18 protein-coding genes and 1 tRNA gene are annotated in these 17882 nt (G+C 67.2%); 12 read left to right on the top strand and 7 right to left on the bottom strand.

The annotated features are described in order from the left end of the window. The 3 genes from VFG33_RS16440 to VFG33_RS16430 form a co-directional block, all read right to left on the bottom strand. Entirely contained in the window at nt 1-825 is an 825-nt protein-coding gene (locus tag VFG33_RS16440; RefSeq protein ID WP_325053740.1) for a carbon-nitrogen hydrolase family protein, read from the bottom strand. 70 nt (nt 826-895) lie between these two features. Beyond that, nucleotides 896-1891, bottom strand: a complete 996-nt coding sequence (locus VFG33_RS16435) for an Abi family protein (RefSeq protein WP_325053739.1) — start codon at nt 1889-1891, stop codon at nt 896-898. A 212-nt stretch (nt 1892-2103) separates the two neighbouring features. Then, nucleotides 2104-2187, bottom strand: a tRNA-Leu gene (locus VFG33_RS16430). A gap of 235 nt (nt 2188-2422) precedes the next feature. On the opposite strand from VFG33_RS16430, the gene VFG33_RS16425 reads away from it, so the two are divergent. From VFG33_RS16425 to pknB, 6 genes are all read left to right on the top strand, one after another. Further along, complete coding sequence (locus VFG33_RS16425) at nt 2423-3238, top strand: FHA domain-containing protein (RefSeq protein WP_325053738.1); 816 nt, start codon at nt 2423-2425, stop codon at nt 3236-3238. Nucleotides 3239-3248: 10 nt separating this feature from the next. Continuing rightward, nucleotides 3249-3734: an FHA domain-containing protein FhaB/FipA gene (locus tag VFG33_RS16420; protein ID WP_325053737.1), complete on the top strand. Its 486-nt coding sequence runs from the start codon at nt 3249-3251 to the stop codon at nt 3732-3734. 10 nt (nt 3735-3744) lie between these two features. Further along, on the top strand, nt 3745-5118 hold the full coding sequence (locus VFG33_RS16415) for a PP2C family protein-serine/threonine phosphatase (RefSeq protein ID WP_325053736.1): 1374 nt from the start codon (nt 3745-3747) through the stop codon (nt 5116-5118). Beyond that, nucleotides 5115-6515 carry an FtsW/RodA/SpoVE family cell cycle protein gene (locus tag VFG33_RS16410; protein ID WP_325053735.1) on the top strand — a complete coding sequence of 467 codons (1401 nt, stop codon included), beginning with the start codon at nt 5115-5117 and terminating at the stop codon, nt 6513-6515. Before VFG33_RS16415 ends, VFG33_RS16410 begins: the two co-directional genes overlap by 4 nt. Next, the gene (locus VFG33_RS16405) at nt 6512-7963 is read left to right on the top strand and encodes a peptidoglycan D,D-transpeptidase FtsI family protein (RefSeq protein ID WP_325053734.1); all 1452 of its coding nucleotides are present in this window, start codon (nt 6512-6514) and stop codon (nt 7961-7963) included. The genes VFG33_RS16410 and VFG33_RS16405 overlap by 4 nt, the downstream gene beginning before the upstream one ends. A 157-nt stretch (nt 7964-8120) precedes the next feature. Next, entirely contained in the window at nt 8121-9986 is a 1866-nt protein-coding gene (gene pknB / locus VFG33_RS16400) for a Stk1 family PASTA domain-containing Ser/Thr kinase (protein ID WP_325053733.1), read from the top strand. A 74-nt stretch (nt 9987-10060) separates the two neighbouring features. Here the strand turns inward: pknB and VFG33_RS16395 are convergent, their stop codons facing one another. Together VFG33_RS16395 and VFG33_RS16390 are read right to left on the bottom strand one after the other, a co-directional pair. Further along, on the bottom strand, nt 10061-10678 hold the full coding sequence (locus VFG33_RS16395; RefSeq protein ID WP_325053732.1) for an aminodeoxychorismate/anthranilate synthase component II: 618 nt from the start codon (nt 10676-10678) through the stop codon (nt 10061-10063). 28 nt (nt 10679-10706) lie between these two features. After that, nucleotides 10707-11333, bottom strand: a complete 627-nt coding sequence (locus VFG33_RS16390) for a DUF881 domain-containing protein (protein ID WP_325053731.1) — start codon at nt 11331-11333, stop codon at nt 10707-10709. A 268-nt stretch (nt 11334-11601) separates the two neighbouring features. Here VFG33_RS16390 and VFG33_RS16385 point away from each other — a divergent pair, with 268 nt between their 5' ends. Both VFG33_RS16385 and VFG33_RS16380 read left to right on the top strand, forming a co-directional pair. After that, nucleotides 11602-11862, top strand: a complete 261-nt coding sequence (locus VFG33_RS16385; RefSeq protein ID WP_325053730.1) for a cell division protein CrgA — start codon at nt 11602-11604, stop codon at nt 11860-11862. A gap of 262 nt (nt 11863-12124) precedes the next feature. Continuing rightward, complete coding sequence (locus VFG33_RS16380) at nt 12125-12733, top strand: hypothetical protein (protein WP_325053729.1); 609 nt, start codon at nt 12125-12127, stop codon at nt 12731-12733. Here VFG33_RS16380 and VFG33_RS16375 read toward each other — a convergent pair. Next, nucleotides 12730-13080 (bottom strand): hypothetical protein, encoded by a 351-nt coding sequence (locus tag VFG33_RS16375; RefSeq protein ID WP_325053728.1) that lies wholly within the window; start codon nt 13078-13080, stop codon nt 12730-12732. The genes VFG33_RS16380 and VFG33_RS16375 overlap by 4 nt on opposite strands. A gap of 95 nt (nt 13081-13175) precedes the next feature. On the opposite strand from VFG33_RS16375, the gene VFG33_RS16370 reads away from it, so the two are divergent. The 3 genes from VFG33_RS16370 to VFG33_RS16360 all read left to right on the top strand — a co-directional run bounded on the left by VFG33_RS16370 (nt 13176) and on the right by VFG33_RS16360 (nt 15619). Then, the gene (locus VFG33_RS16370) at nt 13176-13709 is read left to right on the top strand and encodes an EXLDI protein (RefSeq protein ID WP_325053727.1); all 534 of its coding nucleotides are present in this window, start codon (nt 13176-13178) and stop codon (nt 13707-13709) included. Nucleotides 13710-13862: 153 nt separating this feature from the next. Beyond that, on the top strand, nt 13863-14831 hold the full coding sequence (locus tag VFG33_RS16365; RefSeq protein ID WP_325053726.1) for an efflux ABC transporter ATPase subunit, DrrA-related: 969 nt from the start codon (nt 13863-13865) through the stop codon (nt 14829-14831). Beyond that, entirely contained in the window at nt 14828-15619 is a 792-nt protein-coding gene (locus VFG33_RS16360) for an ABC transporter permease (protein WP_325053725.1), read from the top strand. The genes VFG33_RS16365 and VFG33_RS16360 overlap by 4 nt, the downstream gene beginning before the upstream one ends. 36 nt (nt 15620-15655) lie before the next feature. On the opposite strand, the gene VFG33_RS16355 is transcribed toward VFG33_RS16360, so the two are convergent. Next, a complete protein-coding gene (locus VFG33_RS16355) occupies nt 15656-16342 on the bottom strand; it encodes a pyridoxamine 5'-phosphate oxidase family protein (RefSeq protein ID WP_325053724.1) in 687 nt (228 codons plus the stop codon). 80 nt (nt 16343-16422) lie between these two features. On the opposite strand from VFG33_RS16355, the gene pdxR reads away from it, so the two are divergent. After that, nucleotides 16423-17796 (top strand): MocR-like pyridoxine biosynthesis transcription factor PdxR, encoded by a 1374-nt coding sequence (gene pdxR / locus VFG33_RS16350; protein ID WP_325053723.1) that lies wholly within the window; start codon nt 16423-16425, stop codon nt 17794-17796. Nucleotides 17797-17882 lie beyond the last annotated feature (86 nt).

Here is a 17882-nt window from a genome sequence, read left to right as displayed (position 1 = left end):
CTAGGGAGTGGTGTGGTTGGTGGAGCGGGGGTCGGTTACGGCGCGGGCTCGGTAGATCTCGCCTTTGAGGGCTGTGGTGCGCCAGGGGCGGGCGACTGTGAGGGCGGGCTGGAAGTCGGAGGCGTCGCGGTCGAGGTCGACGATGGTGAGCTCTGACTCGGCTTGGGCGGCGTAGGTGCCGAGTGGGGTGATCAGGCCGGACGGCATCAGGTCGGCGGTCTGGGCGGGGAGTGACATCGAGATCCAGTACGCGTTGATCGCGGCGTACGCGCGAGCCTTGAGCTCGAAGATCGAGTCGACCGGATAGGCGGACAGCAGCAGGCACTCGACGCCAAGGCGTTCGTACTCCGTGAACAGGTGCGGGAAGTTGATCTCGACGCAGATCACGCAGCCGAACCGGTAGCCGTCGACGTCGAAGACGACGGGTTCGAAGCCGGGGCTGTAGAAGTGGGTGATCTCGGTGTGCGAGCAGAAGCGTTTGTCGTAGCGGTCGACGATCTGGCCCTGGTCGGAGATCACATACAAGCTGTTGTGCGGACGGTTCGGCGGGGTCAGGGGATGCGCGGACCCGAGCACGACCCACAGCTCGAGCTCCGCGGCCAACGCCATGATCTGCTCGAGTTCATCGCGTACCGCGGCCCAGTCGACCTGGGACCAGTCGGCGATCTGCTCCTTGGCATACCCCGACAACATGCCCTCGGGGAACTGGATCAGCCGCGCCTTCCCGGCCGCCGCCTTCTTCATCAGCGAACGGACCTTGGGCCCGTTCACCCGCGCATCATCACTGATAGCCGGCTGAGCAATACCGATCCGAATCCCCGTCATCGCCCCACCGTCTCAGGCTCCACAGACAGAACAACGACCGACCACACCCAAGGTCAGCGGCACAGGTCGGCTACTGGGCGTTCCAAAGTGCCTGTCCATCCCAGCCAACCGGGAAGCCCATGCTGTTCGTCGGTGACATTCCGGTCTCGGCAGGAAACTTGCGCACATGCGTCATCAGTGTGCGCGGCCAACTGTTGCCTGGGTCGATCTGCCGCAGCAGGTAGGCGGAAACCGCGAGGCTGGAGTACACCTTGTCGATGGGCACCTGGTTGGCCAGATGCAGCAGATCGGATCCAACCTGATGCTGGTTGAACTTTCGTATCTTGTAAGTCATCGACCGGTTCCAGAGTCGAGCGTGGTGTGCTGCCACGTTCCGCAGGTAGTTCACCGCCTCGAGCCAACCGCCGAGGAGAGGACCACCCTTGACGCCCAACTCCCGGGCAATCAAAGTCTGATCTTCTTGCCGCATCAGGTTGAAAAGGCGGACCAGTGCGCCGAACGTGAGAACTTCGACCGCGATCCAGACAGGCAGTTCCTCGTACTTGTGGAGGTTGTGGCGGAGGAAGTCCTCCTGGCCCGACTCTCGGATGGATCGCTCGTAGCCACTCAGCCAGACCTGATGGCGAGTGTCACTGGTCCGACGATCACGCCGCCGGGGCTGAACACAGACGCTTTCATTCAACGACGCGATGTTGAGATGGCCGAACTTGTCCCGGGCTCCCAGCACGTAGGAGATCTTGGTCCTCAAGCCGATTTCAACCGTCTCGACGGCGTCGAGCACGAGCAGGCGAAGTTTCCGATCGAACCGCCACAGACTTTCTACACCGCTGAATTCGGTGCCTGGTGTGATCGTCTCTGAGCGATAGTGAGTCGGGCTGGCCAGAGTCCGCTGGTCTCGGGGAAGCATTTCACGGAAGGGATAGACATAGGCAGACAGCCTGTAGTAGCCGACCGTCCTCAGGAGGCGCAGAGCTGCTTCCTCGTCGGAGACTTCAAGCCCGCGACCCTGGAGGAGCTTCAACTGTTCCTCGTAGGTGCGGTGAGGCTTGATGTAGGTGCCGGCCATCAAGCACTCCTCGGGGAAAAGAAAACCGGCCCTTGCAGTCGTGGTGACTAGCAGCGGGACCGGTGTTGATGGGACAACGATAGCGCAGAGTGTCGGCAGGGGGAGACCCTGTGTGCACAACCGAGCCCGGCTGATCTGTGCAGTCCCACCCGGGCAGACCCCAGCAAAAGCAAAAGTCCCGGTCGCTTGGACCGGGACTGCTTGAGACGCTGTGCGCGAGGGGGGAGTTGAACCCCCACGCCCTTTCGGGCACACGGACCTGAACCGTGCGCGTCTGCCTATTCCGCCACCCGCGCGCTGGCTGGTTCTGAGGCTCCTGGGAGGCTCATCTGCAACCGAGGAAGAAGATTAGCATGCCGATCGGGAGACTCTCACATTGCGGGTTCGGCCGAACCTCCCGATACGATCGATCGTCGTACCAGTGTGCCCACCGCACACCGGTGGGCGTGGCGTACGGCGCGCCGTCTGCCGGCGCCGTACGGCAAGCACGATCGTTGGGTCCAGCCGACGACCGACCGTGGAGGAGGACGCGTGCGACCGCTGCAGCGCTTCGAACGACGCCTCGAGGGCATCGTGAGCGGGGTCTTCGCGCGCGCGTTCAAAGGTGACGTGGAGCCGATCGAGCTGGCCGCCGCCCTCAAGCGTGAGATCGACAACACCGCGCGGATCCTGTCCAGGGACCGCCGGCTGGTGCCGAACCACTTCACCATCGAGCTCGGCCCGGACGACTTCGAGCGGCTGAACGCCTACGGGCGGACGCTGAACCACGAGCTCGCCAACGAACTGCGCGACCACGCAGACATCCAGCGCTACACCTTCTCCGGACCGATCGAGATCGAGTTGACCCAGCAGGACGATCTGCCGACCGGCAAGTTCCGCGTCGTCAGCGCCACGGTCGCTACGCCCCAGCGCCCCAAGCCCCAGCCCGCCCAGCCCTACATCCCCGACGAAGGCCAGACCGTGCTGCAGAGCGCGCCCGTGCCACCGCCGCCCGCACCCGCGCCGGTACGCCGCGGCCACCCGCAGGTGATGCTCGAGGTCAACGGCCGCCGCCGCCCGATCAACCCACCCGGAGTGGTGCTCGGCCGCGGCACCGACGCTGATATCCAGATCAACGATCCCGGCGTCTCGCGGCGGCATGCGGAGATCCGGTTGATGCCGGAGGGACCCGGTGGTGTCAGGGTGGTGCTGGTCGACCTAGGCTCCACCAACGGCACCCTGGTGAACGGACGCCGGGCGGCCGAGGCCGAACTGACCGACGGATCGACCGTGAGGATCGGGAACACCACCATGACGCTGCGCCTAGCGGACGAGCCGATCGCCCAGCCGCCGAGCAGCGGGTGGTGACTGGCCTTCCATGTCGGAACTGACACTGACCCTGATCAAACTGGGGTTCCTGGCCCTGTTGTGGATGTTCGTCCTGGCGGTCCTCTCCGTGATCAGGTCGGACCTGTTCGGCGCCAAGGTGGACAGCCGCGCGGTCGCCGCGCCCGTAGCGCAGAACAACGGCCGCACCCCGAAGCCGGTCAAGCCCACCAAGAAGCGGAAGGGCCAGCCGGGTTCGGTGACGATCGCCGACGGGCCGCAGGCCGGCGTGGGCGCGACCCTGGGCGACGAGCCGGTGGTGATCGGCCGTGGTTCGGACTGCCAGATCCGGCTGGACGACGACTACTCGTCCACCCGGCACGCCCGGTTGTTCCAGTCCGAGGGCGAGTGGTGGGTCGAGGACCTCGGCTCCACCAACGGGACCTACCTGGACGGTCAGCGGGTGACCCGTCCGGTGCCTGCCGAGATCGGCGGTTCGATCCGGATCGGCCGTACGACGCTGAACATCGCGAAGTAGGCCGCCGCCCATGACCTTGTCGCTCGACTACGCCGCACTGTCCGACGTCGGACGGGTCCGCCGCAACAACGAGGACTCCGCGTACGCCGGTCCACACCTGCTGCTGCTCGCCGACGGTATGGGTGGTGCCGCCGCCGGTGAGGTCGCCAGTGCCGCGGCCGTCCAGGTGATCCGCCGGCTGGACAAGCCGGGCATCACCGGCGAAGACATGATCGAGGCCCTCGCCGGAGCAGTGCACCGCGCGAACGAGCGGCTCTCCGAACTGGTCGAGGAGGACCCCGAGCGCGAGGGCATGGGGTCGACCGTGACCGCGCTGCTGTTCGACGGTCAGCAACTCGGGCTCGCGCACCTCGGCGACTCCCGGGCCTACCGGATGCGCGACGGGCGGCTGGAGCAGCTCAGCCACGACCACACGTTCGTCCAGTCCCTGGTCGACGAAGGCCGCATCTCCAAGGAAGAGGCCTTCACCCACCCCCACCGGAACCTGATCCTCCGCGTGCTCGACGGCCGTCCGGACTCCGACCCGGACCTCCAGATCCTCGACGTGCAGGCCGGCGATCGCCTGATGCTGTGCAGCGACGGTCTGCCCGACTACGTCAGCGACGCGGTGATCGCCACCTCGATGTCGGACGGTACGCCGGACTCCGTCGTGGTCGAGCTGATCACCCACGCGCTCGAGGCAGGGTCGAACGACAACGTCACCTGCGTCGTCGCGGACGTCATCGAGACCGCACCCGCCAGTGGGGATACCCCGCAACTCGTCGGGGCCGCCGCCGAGCTCGCGCAGGGTGGTACCGGCCGGACCGAGCACACGATCGCAGTACCGGGCAGTGGTGAGGAGAACGACGGCCGCGGGGGGGACTTCGATCCGGAGGAACTGCGGTATGCGCCGCGGGCTCCGAAGCGGTTCCTGTGGTTGCGGCGCCTCGCAGTGCTGGTCGTCGTGCTCGGACTGATCGCGGGTGGTGGCTGGTTCGCCTACAGCTGGACCCAGAACCAGTACTACATAGGCACCGACGGCGACTACGTGGCCATCTTCAAGGGTGTGGACGAGCAGATCCCCGGGCTCAACCTGTCCAACATCTACGAGGTCCAGTCACTGCAGGTGGACAAGCTGCCGACGTACAGCCGGGAGCAGGTGGAAGGCACCATCCAGGCGGACGATCTGACCGCGGCCCGGGGCATCATCACCGAACTGCAGCGGACCGCCGACGAGTGCGCGGCCAAGCAGACCCCCAAGCCCACCCCGCCGAAGCCCAGCACCCCGAGACCCAGTACGCCGGCCACCTCGGCCAAGCCGCCGGCGAGCACTCCGCCCTCCACACCGGCATCGACGCCGTCGAACGGATCGGACAACCCCGATGACTGCGACGGCGTCCGATGAGTATCGCGTCCACCTCCGTCATCCAGATCATCCCGCGCACCCGGCGCGGGGTGGAGCTGTGGCTCCTCATCGTGGCTATCGGCGTCTCCGTCGCCGCCTACGTCAACATCGGCCTCACCGTGCAGGACAAGGTCCCGGCCAGCACCGGGTACTACGCCGCCGGGATCGGCCTGCTCGCCCTGATCGCCCACTTCGCCCTCCGCTACCGGGCCCCGTACGCCGATCCGGTGCTGCTGCCCTGCGCCGTGCTCCTCAACGGCCTCGGGGTCGCCATGATCCACCGGGTCGACCTCGGACTCGCCAAGGCCGCTGAGGAGGCCGGCCGCGATCCGAGAGGTCCGGCGGCTCCGCAGCAGATCACCTGGACCGCGGTCGGCATCGTCCTGTTCCTGGTCGTCATCCTGCTGATCAGGGACCACCGGCGACTCCAGGCGCTGACCTACACAGCGGGCCTGGCCGGTCTTCTGCTGCTCGTCCTGCCGCTCGTCCCCGGCCTCGGGGTCAACATCAACGGCGCGCAGATCTGGGTCCGCTTCCTCGGCATGTCGTTCCAGCCCGGCGAGTTCGCGAAACTCTGCCTGGTGGTCTTCTTCGCCGGCTACCTGGTGGTGAAGCGGGACGTGCTGACCCTGGCCGGGCACCGGTTCCTCGGCCTGGACCTGCCCCGGGCCCGCGACCTCGGCCCGATCCTGATCGCCTGGGCGGTCAGCCTGGGGGTGCTGGTCTTCGAGAAGGACCTCGGCTCCTCCCTGTTGTTCTTCGGCCTGTTCCTCTTCCTCCTGTACGTCGCGACCGAACGCGCCGGGTGGCTCCTGATCGGTGGACTGCTGTTCGCGGCCGGGGCCTGGTTCGCGTACGCCACCTTCGGTCACGTGCACAAGCGGGTCGAGGATTGGCTGCACCCGTTCAACGAGGTCGGCGGTCAGGTATCGAACGCCTTGATGGGGCAGGCATGGGGCGGGGTGCTCGGCCGCGGACTCGGCCAGGGCCGGCCGGAGCTGCTCCAGTTCTATGCCCAGAGCGACTTCATCATCTCCTCGTTCGGCGAGGAGCTGGGGCTGACCGGCATGATCGCGATCATCCTGGTCTACACGCTGATCGTCGAGCGCGGTTTGCGTACCGCGTTAGGCTGCCGGGACATCTTCGGCAAGCTGCTCGCGACCGGTCTGGCGATGTCGTTCGCCCTGCAGGTGTTCGTGATCGTCGGCGGCGTCACCGGGCTGATCCCGTTGACCGGCCTGGCCACACCGTTCATGGCGCTGGGCGGCACCTCGCTGGTGGCGAACTGGGCCATCGTCGCGCTGCTGCTCCGAATCAGTGACCAGGCCCGCCGGCCCCAGACCCCTGCGGCGCCGGTCTCCGACGACACGATCGCCCTGGCGGTGCAGAAGCAGTGAACTCAGCCATCCGAAGACTGGCCGTGGCCGCGATCGTCCTGATGCTCGCGCTGATGGCGAACTCGACCTACTTGCAGGCGTTCCGGGCCGACGACCTCAACGGCCGCAACGACAACAGGCGGGTCCGCGACTCGCAGTTCTCGGTGGACCGCGGCCCGATCCTGGTCGGCAGTACGCCGATCGCGGAGAGCAAGGAGTCGAACGACCAGTTCGAATTCCAGCGGACCTACCGGGTCGGCCCGCAGTACGCGCCCGTCACCGGTTTCTACTCCTACCTGTACGGCCGGGCCGGCCTCGAGCTGACCCAGAACTCCGAGCTGAACGGGTCGGACCCCTCGCTGGCGTTCCGCCGGGTGGTCGACGTGATCACCAACCGTCGCCAGCAGGGTGCGAGCGTCTCCCTGACGCTGAACGCGAAAGCCCAGCTCGCGGCATACAGCGCAATGGGCAACAAGAAGGGCGCGGTCGTCGCGATCGAGCCGAAGACCGGCAAGGTCCTAGCGATGGTCTCGACACCCTCGTACGACCCGAACCAGCTGGCCAGCCACGATCTGGACAAGGTCGGCACGACCTGGAAGAAGCTGCTCGAGGACCCGAACAAGCCGATGTCCAACCGGGCCATCCGGGAGCTGTATCCGCCGGGTTCGACGTTCAAGCTGGTCACGGCGGCCGCCGCACTGTCGAGCGGTAGGTACACCCCCGAAACGAAGGTCCGCTCTCCTGCCGAGCTGGAACTGCCGCAGACCACCACCCCGCTGAAGAACGAGAACCTCCAGAACTGCGGCGGCAGCGACAACGCGACACTCACGGTCGCGCTGCGGCTCTCCTGCAACACCGCGTTCGGTTCGGTCGGTCTCGACCTGGGCGCGGACGCGCTCCGCGAGCAGGCGGAGAAATTCGGCTTCGGGGAGAAGCTGCTGCCGGAACTGGGCGCGGTCGCCAGCCAGTTCCCGGCCGACCCGAACGCCCCGCAGGTCGCGCAGTCCGCGATCGGTCAGTTCGACGTCCAGTCCACCCCGCTGCAGATGGCGATGGTGGCGGCCGGGATCGCCAACGGCGGCGACGTGATGAAGCCGTACCTGGTCCAGAACGTGAAGACGGCGGACCTGAAGACGGTGTCCGAGACCAAGCCGGAGTCGCTGCACCAGGCGGTCACGCCCGAGGTCGCGAGTCAGCTGACCCAGATGATGATCGACGTGGTCAACAACGGCACCGGTAAGCCGGGCCGGATCGACGGCGTCCAGGTGGCCGGCAAGACCGGTACGGCGCAGACCTCGCCGGATCGGCCGCCGTTCGCCTGGTTCACCGCGTTCGCGCCGGCCAACGACCCGCAGATCGCCGTCGCGGTGATGATCGAGGACGCGAACGTCCCGCGCACCGACATCGCCGGCGGCACGCTGGCCGCCCCGATCGCCAAAAAGGTGATTCAGGCGGTGCTGGGCCAATGAATCCGTTCCCCGCCCCACCACCGGGGTCGATGACTTCGCGGAATGATTCACTGACAGTGCGTCTAGCCAACGGGGGCTCACGTGTGGCTGCGGCTACCTTGGGCAAATTGAGTGTGTTCCGGACAGGTCCGATCCGCGCAGGTTGGAAGGCAGAGTAATGACATCGCAGGCACGTCTCGTCGGCGGGCGCTACGAAGAAGGCGAACCCCTGGGCCGGGGAGGCATGGCCGACGTCCGCAAGGGCGTCGACAACCGGCTCGGACGCACTGTCGCGATCAAGCGGCTCCGGGTCGATCTGGCCAGCGACTCCACCTTCCAGGCCAGATTCCGGCGCGAGGCACAGTCCGCGGCATCGCTGAACCACCCGACCATCGTGTCGGTCTACGACACCGGTGAGGAACCGGACCCGAACGGCTCCGGCATCACCATCCCGTACATCGTGATGGAGTACGTGGCCGGCAAGACGCTGCGCGACCTGATCCGCGAGGGCCGCAAGATCATGCCCGAGCGCGCCCTGGAGATCACCTCCGGCGTGCTCGAGGCGCTCGACTACAGCCACCGGGCCGGCATCGTGCACCGCGACATCAAGCCCGGCAACGTGATGCTGACCCCGCAGGGCCAGGTCAAGGTGATGGACTTCGGCATCGCCCGGGCCGTCGCGGACACCTCGTCCACGATGACCCAGACGGCCGCGGTGATCGGCACCGCGCAGTACCTGTCGCCGGAGCAGGCCCGGGGCGAGACCGTCGACGCGCGGTCCGACCTGTACTCGACCGGGTGCCTCCTGTACGAACTGCTCGTCGGGCGGCCACCGTTCGTGGGTGAGTCGCCGGTGTCGGTGGCCTACCAGCACGTCCGGGAGGAGCCGGCCCCGCCGTCGGCCTTCGACCCGGACATCCCGCCGGAGGTCGACGCCGTCGTCCTGAAGGCGCTGACGAAGAACCGCGAGCACCGGTACCAGAGCGCCAACGAGATGCGGCAGGACATCCACCGGGTGCTCGCCGGACAGCAGGTGACCGCACCGATGGCCGCGGTCGCGGAGACCCGGGCGATCCCGGCGACCGCGGTCGCTCCTGCGATGGCCGGCGGTCCGCAGTACGGGCAGACCCAGCCGAACGACCTTCTGCCGCCGGACGACGGCGACGACGAGGCGCAGGCGGCGCGGGCCCGGCGGAATCGCGGGCTGGCGTACTTCCTGCTCGGTCTCGCGATCGTGGCTCTCGCGGTCGGCGCCTACGCGATCATCACCAACCTGGGCGGCGACGACACCGCCAACACGCCGACGCAGGTGGCTGTCCCGGCTGTGTCGGGCAAGACGCTTGACGTGGCGACCGGTCAATTGACGGCCCTGGGGCTGAAGGTGGCCTCCACCCAGGCGGCCAGTGCCACGGTGGAGAAGGGGCTGGTCGTCAGCTCGAATCCGACGGCGAACACGATGGTGGACAAGGACTCCACGGTCAATCTGGTGGTATCCGCCGGGCCGAACACCTTCCCGGTCCCGGACGTGATCGGGAAGACGGAGTCCGAGGCCAGGTCCCTGCTGGGGGCACCCCCGGGGAACTTCGAGGTCGCCTCCAACGCCAAGGAGCAGGACAGCGAGGAGCCGGCCGGAACCGTGCTCAGCGTCAGCCCGGATCCGGGCAAGAGCTACGGCCCGGGGACCGAGTTCACCCTGACGATCTCCACCGGCATTGTGAAGGTCACGGTGCCGGACCTGATCAAGCAGAACCAGGATGACGCAACGGCCGCGCTGAAGGCCCTCGGCCTGGCCGTCGGCTATGAACAGGCTGCGTCAGGGGCTGTCCCGGGCACCGTGGTCAAGCAGAGCGTCGCGCCGAATTCCAAGGTCGACAGGGGCACCAAGGTGATCATCACGATCGCGATCCAGCCCGAGGAGACGCCATCACCGAGCGACACCCCGTCTCCGACCGACACCCCGTCGTCGCCCACCATCACGCTGCCCGGCGGTGGCGGCGGCCCGGGCGAAGGTAACGGCGGCCCAGGCGAGGGCAACGGCGAGTAGCCAGGACGCACCAAAGGCCGCGGGATCTCCAAGGGTCCCGCGGCCTTTGCGTTGGATCAGTTGGCGCGTCCAGATCAGCTGACTACGGGAGCCATCCCCGCCGAGCGGGCGACCGCGTCCGGGTCGCCGCAGATCTCGAGCCAGTTGGCGAGCATCCGGTGGCCGCCCTCGGTGAGCACGGACTCGGGGTGGAACTGCACTCCCTCGACCGGCAGATCGCGGTGCCGCGCGGCCATGATCACGCCCGCCTCGGTCCGCGCTGTCACCTGCAGGACGTCCGGCACGCTGTCCTCGGCGATCGCGAGCGAGTGGTAGCGGGTCGCGGTGAACGGCGAAGGCAGTCCGGCGAGCACGCCCACGCCTTCGTGGAAGACCTCACTGGTCTTGCCGTGCAGGAGTTCGTCGGCCCGGCCGACGACACCGCCGTACGCGACGCCGATCGCCTGCAGGCCAAGGCAGACGCCGAAGATCGGGACCTCGCCGCCCGTCTCCTTGACGATGTCCACACACGCCCCGGCCTCCTCCGGCGTACCTGGGCCGGGCGACAGCAGCACTCCGTCGTACTCCGAGACCTGGTCCGGACTGACCTCGTCGTTGCGCAGCACGGTGGTGTCGGCCTGCAACTGCTGCAGGTACTGCACCAGGTTGTAGACGAAGGAGTCGTAGTTGTCGACGACGAGGATCCGTGGCATGCGCACCATTCTGACAGGTGCCGACCACTTAGCGACCGCTGTTGCTCGGGGTCGCGGAGGGGGTGGCCTCGAAGCCCGGCACCGTCGCGCTCTGCAGGTCCAGCGACCCCTCGTACGCCGGCATCGCGATCGACGACTGGGACTTCACCTCGTAGCCCAGCTGGAACTTCACCACATAGTCCTGCAGGTTCTCGATGTACTTCGAGTCGTCCAGCGCCTGTTGCAACTTCTGCCGGTCGCCGATCGCGGTGATCCGGTACGGCGGTAGGTACGGGACCCCGTGCAGGACCACGGAGTTGCCCACGCACTTGATCCCCGTGGTCGAGATCACCCGGTGGTTCTGGATCGAGATCGCATCGGCACCACCGGCCCAGAGCGCGTTCACCACGGCCTGGATGTCCTGCTGGTGGATCACCAGCCAGTCGGCGTCGACATCCGGGTTGTCCTTGACCACCTCGGGCGGCGCATCCTTCAGCGTCACGGTCAGACCCGGGCCGGTGACAGGCGTCGTACCGACCGCTTCGGACAGGTCCTTGAGTTGCTTGGACAGCTTCGGCTCGATCGAGCCCTGCTGGGTCTGCAACTGCTCGATGTCCTGGCTCAGCGCGGCGTGCTGGCGGGTCAGGGTGGCGCTGCGGCGACTCTGTTCCTCCACCAGGCCAGCGAGCGTAGTGTTGCGACTAGGACGGAGATCGGTGCCACGGGCGTTGGTGGCGCTCGTCGCGAACAGCAGACCAGCGCACAGCAGCGCGACTGGCGCACCCACGCGCCAGAGCGAGATACGCCTGAGCCTGCTCACCGTGAACCCCATACTCTCGTCTGCACTACGCTAACCGAGGCCAGACCCAGTGGTGTGGCTGGTGACAGCCTCGCGAACCGAGGCGACACCACTCACCTTAGTGTCCGCTACAAGGAGCCCAGCCGTGCCCGAGTCGAGCAGTCGGAACAAGAAGAAGTCGACCGCGGAGAAGCCGCAGAAGACTCCGAAGAAGCCGCGCACCTCCAGCCGCGTCTGGGTGGCGCCGCTGATGCTGGGCTGCTGGCTGCTCGGACTGGTCTGGCTGGTCGTCTTCTATGTGGCCGGCGAGGACATCCCGGTGATGCGCGACCTGAACAACTGGAACCTGCTGATCGGCATGGGCCTGATCGCGGTCGGTTTCGTCGTCTCCACGCAGTGGATCTAAGTTCTAGCTCCTGAGTTATCCACACTGGTATCCCCAGCTGTGCACAGCTTTTGGCGAGGTTTTCCCCAGGTTTTCCCAAGGTTTCGCACCGTTCTGGGGAGAAATCGGCCAAATCTGTGGATCATCAAGGTTTGATCACCCCTTTATCCACAGCTGGGGAGGAATCCTCGGTCGCGCGGGACCTGAGCCGTCGACGGGTCTGATCGCCCGGCGTAACGTCGGCAGCGTTCAGCGGCCTGGGGACACAGGGGAGGGTCTCACGATGTTCGTACAGGTAATTCAGGGGCAGGTGACAGACGCCGAGCAGGCACACGCCGCGCTCGACCGGTGGGCTGAGGAGCTCGCGCCCACTGCGAACGGCTGGCTCGGCACGACGGCAGGAGTCACCGACGACGGGCAGTTCATCGCACTGGCACGCTTCGAGTCCGAGCAGGACGCCCAGCGCAACAGCGCCCAGCCCGAGCAGGACAAGTGGTGGAGCGACCTGTCGTCGCTGTTCCCCGACGGTGCCACCTTCCACGACAGCAACGATGTGGTCACGGATCTCGTCGGCAACCCGGACTCGGCCGGATTCGTCCAGGTCATGCAGGGCCGGGGCTCCGATCCTGACCGTGCTCGGGAACTGATGAGCGAGGACTCCGACAAGTGGGCCGACTTCCGGCCTGACCTCGTCGGCAGTGTCGCCGCCATGTACGGCGACGGCGAGTACACGATGGAGATGTTCTTCACCTCCGAGGAGGCGGCCCGGGAGGGCGAGAAGAAGGAGCCGCCGCCGGAGCTCAAGGCGCAGATGGACGAAATGAACTCGTTGTCCACCGGCATGCCGGCCTTCTTCGACCTCAAGCACCCCTGGCTCTACTCACCCCGCTAGCCCCGAAGGACGACGGCCAGTCGCGCCGCGAAGTCCGCGGGGAACTCATGCCCCAGTCCGGGCAGCCGTTCGACGGTGAGCCCGAACGCGGACGACTGCGGGCCGGCGGTTCCCGCAGCGCCGGAGCCAGTACTACGACGCCTGCCGCGGGCTCGCGGGACAGGGCGACCACCCGCCGAAATCCGGGCAACGGCTGAAGAGTCGCAAGATCGTCGTCCTCGGTCAGGATCGACGGCCCGTGGATCCACCGGCTCGAAAAGGGCAAGAGCCTCGCGTTGCCGGCCCTCGGAGTACACGGCTTCGGCACGGTCGGTCAGCTGGTCATAGCGGGCCTCAGGAGTCGTCACCCGACCGATCCTGTCAGGCCGCCTGGGACTCGTCAGGAATATATGTAGACATGTACGTAGGCCATACGTATAGTTCTACGTAGGAGGAGAGAGACATGCCGAACAAGACGATCTACGTTTCCGACGACGACCAGCCCCTCTACAAGCGGGCCCAGGAACTCGCCGGCAACTTGTCCCAAGCCATCTCCCTTGCGCTGCGGCGGTACGTGGAGATGGAGGAAGGCCGGCTCGAGGGCTTCGAAGAGATCACCGTCCGGGTCGGGCGCGGAACAGGCCGCCAACAGCGGTTCTCCGGCGTCCTGCTCGCCGAGGGTGGCCGATCCAACAAGGACGGCTACGAGGCCTTCAAGGTGTACCGCAGCCGGACCGGGAAGTTCGTCCTGCACGCCGACCGGCGCCAGCAGTACAGCAGTGTCACCACCGTCGACGGTGAGGAGCAGAACTACACCGGCTGGCGGAGCTGGATCGGCAGCTTCAGCAGCAACCAGACCTGGAGCATGGCGCAGGGCGAGGCCACCCTGCACGTCGTCGAGACCGTCGAGGAACTGCGCGCGCTGATCCCGGACGACCTCTACGCGATGGTCGAGGAAGCGGCTGACCAGCCCACCGTCGAGGACCTCGACATCTGACGGTCCACCTACCCCCCAACTGAACTTTCCCCACCAACGGCGGTTCGACGCATAGAGCCGGCCGGATGGTTCAGCACGCCTGAAACCTCCTCCTCCACACCACATCAGCCACCTGGGTCAGGTTCACCCTGCCCAAAAACAAGCGAGGACCCCATGAACAGTGCGACCCCGGCGATCGACGTGACCGGACTCCACAAGGCCTACGGTGACAAGGTCGTGCTCGACGGCATCGACCTGAACGTTGCCGAAGGCACCATCTTCGCCTTGCTCGGCCCGAACGGTGCCGGCAAGACCACGGCCGTGCACATCCTGTCCACCCTGATCACCGCCGACGCCGGCGAGATCCGGGTCGCCGGGCACGACCTGCACAGCGACCCCGAAGCGGTCCGCGCCGCGATCGGCGTCACCGGCCAGTTCTCCGCGGTCGACGGTCTGCTGACCGGCGAGGAGAACCTGATCATGATGGCCGATCTGGCTCATCTCGGCCGGCGCGAAGGACGCCGCCGGGCAGCCGAACTGCTGGAGCAGTTCGACCTGGTCGAGGCCGGCAAGAAGCTCGCGATGACGTACTCCGGCGGCATGAAGCGCCGGCTCGACCTCGCGATGACGCTGGTCGGGAGCCCGCGGATCATCTTCCTGGACGAGCCGACGACCGGGCTCGACCCGCGGAGCCGGCACAGCATGTGGCAGCTCATCCGTGAACTCGTCGCCGGTGGAGTCACGGTCCTGCTGACCGCGCAGTACCTGGACGAAGCGGATGAGCTCGCGGACCAGATCGCAGTACTGGATCACGGCAAGTTCGTTGCCCAAGGCACCCCTGCACAGCTGAAGCGGCTGGCACCGGGTGGGCATATCCGGCTCCGGTTCAACGCGCCGGAGGAGTACACGCTGGCCACCCAGGTGCTGCCGACCGCCTCCCGCGACGACGACGCCCTGGTCCTCCAGGTGCCGAACGACGGCAGCGTGCACTCGCTGCAGGCCCTGCTGTCCCGGATCAACGACGCCTCCCTCGAGGTGGACGAACTGACCGTCCACACCCCCGACCTGGACGACGTGTTCTTCGCCGTCACCGGTCAGCCGACCGCCAACGACACCACCGACCAGAAAGTGATGAGCAAATGAGCACCGCGACCTACCCAATGGCCGACACCGCCACGATGCTGCGCCGCAACCTGCGGCACGCCCTGCGGTACCCCGGCCTGTCCCTCGGCGCCCTCGGGATGCCGGTCATCATGATGCTGCTGTTCGGCCTCATCTTCGGCGACACCTTCTCGGCCGGTCTCGGCGGCGGGAGGGGCTTCGACTACATCGACTTCCTCACCCCGGGCATTCTGCTGATGTCGATCGCGTCCGGGACGATGTCCCCCGCGGTCAGCGCCGCGATGGACATGACCGAGGGCATCGTCGCCAGATTCCGGACGATGGCGATCTTCCGGCCGGCCGTCCTGACCGGGCACGTGCTGGCCAATGTGATTCTGACGATCATCAGCCTGACCCTGGTGGTCGGATTCGCCATCGCGATCGGGTTCCGCCCGAACGCGTCGTTCGGGGACTGGCTGCTGGCGGCCGGGTTGCTGGTCGCGCTAACCGTCGCCCTGACCTGGTTCGCGATCGCCCTGGGCCTGACCAGTAAGACCGCGGAGGGGGCGAGCAACATCGTCCTGCCGATCAGCCTGCTGCTGCCCTTCCTGAGCAACACCTTCATCCCGCTGGAGTCGATGCCGAGCGGCATCCGCTGGTTCGCCGAGTACCAGCCGTTCACGATCATCATCGACGCCCTGCGCCACCTGCTGCTGGGCATGCCGATGGACAGCAGCAACGGCTGGCTCGCCATCGCCTGGTGCCTGGCCATCGCCCTGGTCGGCTACTTCTGGGCCCAGAAGAGCTACAACAAGGGCACGGCGGCGTGACAGCTCAACGCGTTCACCAAGTGGAAAGGGCCGGGCTCATGACGGTGCGCCCAGGAGGTTGGCCCTGGTCCGCACGTGGGCCGGAACCAGTAGATCGCAATCGTCGTTGGTGACGGGTTCGCCGGCGACGACGCGGAGCGGGATCACGCCTGTCCAGTAGGGCAGGTCGAGGTCCTGCTCTTCGTCGTTCGCGCCGCCGCCGCGGGTCTTCACCGAGGCCTCGGTCAACGGCATAGCCAGGACTGACGTCTTGGCCAGCTCCTTGCGGTTCGGCGGGCGGCTACCCGCGGAGCGGCCCGGCACCAAGTGGTCGACGATCGTGGTCAGTCCATGCAGCTTCTCGTCCGGATCCTCGACCAGCCGCGGCGTTCCGAAGATCACCGCCGACCGGTAGTTCACCGAGTGATGGAACGCCGAGCGGGCCAGCACCAAGCCGTCCGTATGAGTCACGGTCACGCAGATCGTCTGCTCCGGCGCCGCCACCACACTCCGCGCGGCCACCGAGCCGTGCAGGTAGAGCGTCCCGTCCGGCCCCTTCCCGAGGTCCACCCCGTACGCCGTGGGCAGGACGACCGGGTCTCCTTCGAGGATCAACCCGAGATGGCAGAACATGCCCTCACGGAGTACGTCGTACAGGGCGTCGCGGTCGGTCGCGGCGCGGTCCTTGGAGCGACGCAGCGAGGTCCGGGGAGTCGGTTGCAGCGGCGTGACGGTGATGGTCATGTGAACCAGCGTGAGGCGTCAATGGCATGCTGGCACGGTCCATTCCCCTTCGAATCAGGTAGTCCACTTTGGATAGCTCGTTGCCCCTGACGCTCACCCGCGACGCCGGTGTGCCGCTGCATCTGCAGTTGGCGGAGCAGTTCCGGGCGGCTGTGCGGGACGGTCGGCTCCAGGCCGGGCACCGGTTGCCGTCCACCCGGGATCTGGCCCTGGAGTTGGCGGTGTCGCGGTCGGTGGCCCAGGCGGCGTACGACCAATTGCACGCCGAGGGGTGGATCGCGGGACGGACCGGATCGGGCACCTACGTGGCGGACGTAGTACCGCTGCAGCCGTCGGTGCGTCAGCGACGCAAGCCCGTTCCTGAAGAGTCGGAGGCGTTGCTGACACTCCGGCCGGGGATCCCCTACATCGCGACCGAGCCGGATGCGGGCTGGCGGCGAGCGTGGCGCGAGGTGTCGACGCAGGCGCCGCCGCGTGGCTACGACAATCCGGCTGGGTTGCCGGCGCTGCGGGCGGAGCTGGCAGAACATGTCGGACGGGTGCGCGGGATCGCTTGCGAGCCTGAGAACCTGCTGATCACGAACGGCACCACGCACGGGTTGCGGCTCCTGCTCAGCGTGACGCAGCAGCCGGGCGCCCGGATCGCGATCGAGGATCCGGGCTATCTCAATGCCGTCCGGGCCGTTCGCGATCACGGACTCGAGGTCGTCGACATCCCTGTGGACGCGGACGGCCTGAAGGTGTCGGCGCTGCAGGACGACCTGTCGGCGGTCTACGTCACGCCGTCGCACCAGTACCCGCTCGGCGGCCGGCTACCAGTTGCCCGACGCAACGAACTGATCCGGTGGGCGCGGCGGACCGGCGCGACCCTGATCGAGGACGACTACGACAGCGAGTTCCGGTACGATGTGGCGCCGTTGCCCGCGCTGGCCCAACTGGATCTCGACCAGGTGGTCCACCTCGGCACCCTGTCGAAGATGCTCAGCCCCGCTCTACGACTGGGCTGGCTCGTCGCCTCACCAGCTGTGGTGGACCGGCTGGCGGCGTACCGGGCGCAGTCGGGGGACTGGCCGGGCTGGCCGATGCAGGCCGCCCTGCTCGCGATGCTGCGCGACGGCTACCTGGACCAGGTCGTCCGCCGCGGCCGCCGCCTGTACGCCGACCGCCGCAACTACACGTGCTCCGTCCTGGCACCGTACGGCCGCATCATCGGCCAGGACGCCGGCCTCCACATCACCCTGCTCCTACCGCCCACCACCAACGACCGAGCCGTCGCCGCCCAAGCCCGCGCCGCCGGCGTCCAAGTAGCCCCTCTCTCCGACTACCGCCGATCAACCCCCGGCCCACCCGGCCTAGTCATCGGCTACGCCACCCCCACCGACCCCGACCTGCACGCGGCCCTCGCGATCCTCGTCGACGTCCTGAGCAGGGCTGTCGGGAACAACAGGAGGTAGTGCCCGCACTGCCCCCGACCGCCACCGTCCTGAGCGTGGCGCCCGGCTCAACCGCCGACTACCTCCTGTCGTTCCCGACAGCGATG

Source organism: Kribbella sp., from assembly GCF_035687465.1.
GTDB lineage: Bacteria > Actinomycetota > Actinomycetes > Propionibacteriales > Kribbellaceae > Kribbella.
Note: the sequence above shows the minus strand (reverse complement) of the source record. Positions and strands in the feature narration are given on the sequence as shown.

Bases quoted from the DNA above. Each gene is read 5' to 3' on its own strand.
- pknB (WP_325053733.1), top strand. From the start codon at position 8,121: ATGACATCGCAGGCACGTCTCGTCGGCGGGCGCTACGAAGAAGGCGAA.
- VFG33_RS16395 (WP_325053732.1), bottom strand. From the start codon at position 10,678: ATGCCACGGATCCTCGTCGTCGACAACTACGACTCCTTCGTCTACAAC.
- VFG33_RS16365 (WP_325053726.1), top strand. From the start codon at position 13,863: ATGAACAGTGCGACCCCGGCGATCGACGTGACCGGACTCCACAAGGCC.
- VFG33_RS16410 (WP_325053735.1), top strand. From the start codon at position 5,115: ATGAGTATCGCGTCCACCTCCGTCATCCAGATCATCCCGCGCACCCGG.
- VFG33_RS16370 (WP_325053727.1), top strand. From the start codon at position 13,176: ATGCCGAACAAGACGATCTACGTTTCCGACGACGACCAGCCCCTCTAC.
- VFG33_RS16435 (WP_325053739.1), bottom strand. From the start codon at position 1,891: ATGGCCGGCACCTACATCAAGCCTCACCGCACCTACGAGGAACAGTTG.
- VFG33_RS16420 (WP_325053737.1), top strand. From the start codon at position 3,249: ATGTCGGAACTGACACTGACCCTGATCAAACTGGGGTTCCTGGCCCTG.
- VFG33_RS16380 (WP_325053729.1), top strand. From the start codon at position 12,125: ATGTTCGTACAGGTAATTCAGGGGCAGGTGACAGACGCCGAGCAGGCA.
- VFG33_RS16440 (WP_325053740.1), bottom strand. From the start codon at position 825: ATGACGGGGATTCGGATCGGTATTGCTCAGCCGGCTATCAGTGATGAT.
- VFG33_RS16415 (WP_325053736.1), top strand. From the start codon at position 3,745: ATGACCTTGTCGCTCGACTACGCCGCACTGTCCGACGTCGGACGGGTC.
- VFG33_RS16360 (WP_325053725.1), top strand. From the start codon at position 14,828: ATGAGCACCGCGACCTACCCAATGGCCGACACCGCCACGATGCTGCGC.
- VFG33_RS16355 (WP_325053724.1), bottom strand. From the start codon at position 16,342: ATGACCATCACCGTCACGCCGCTGCAACCGACTCCCCGGACCTCGCTG.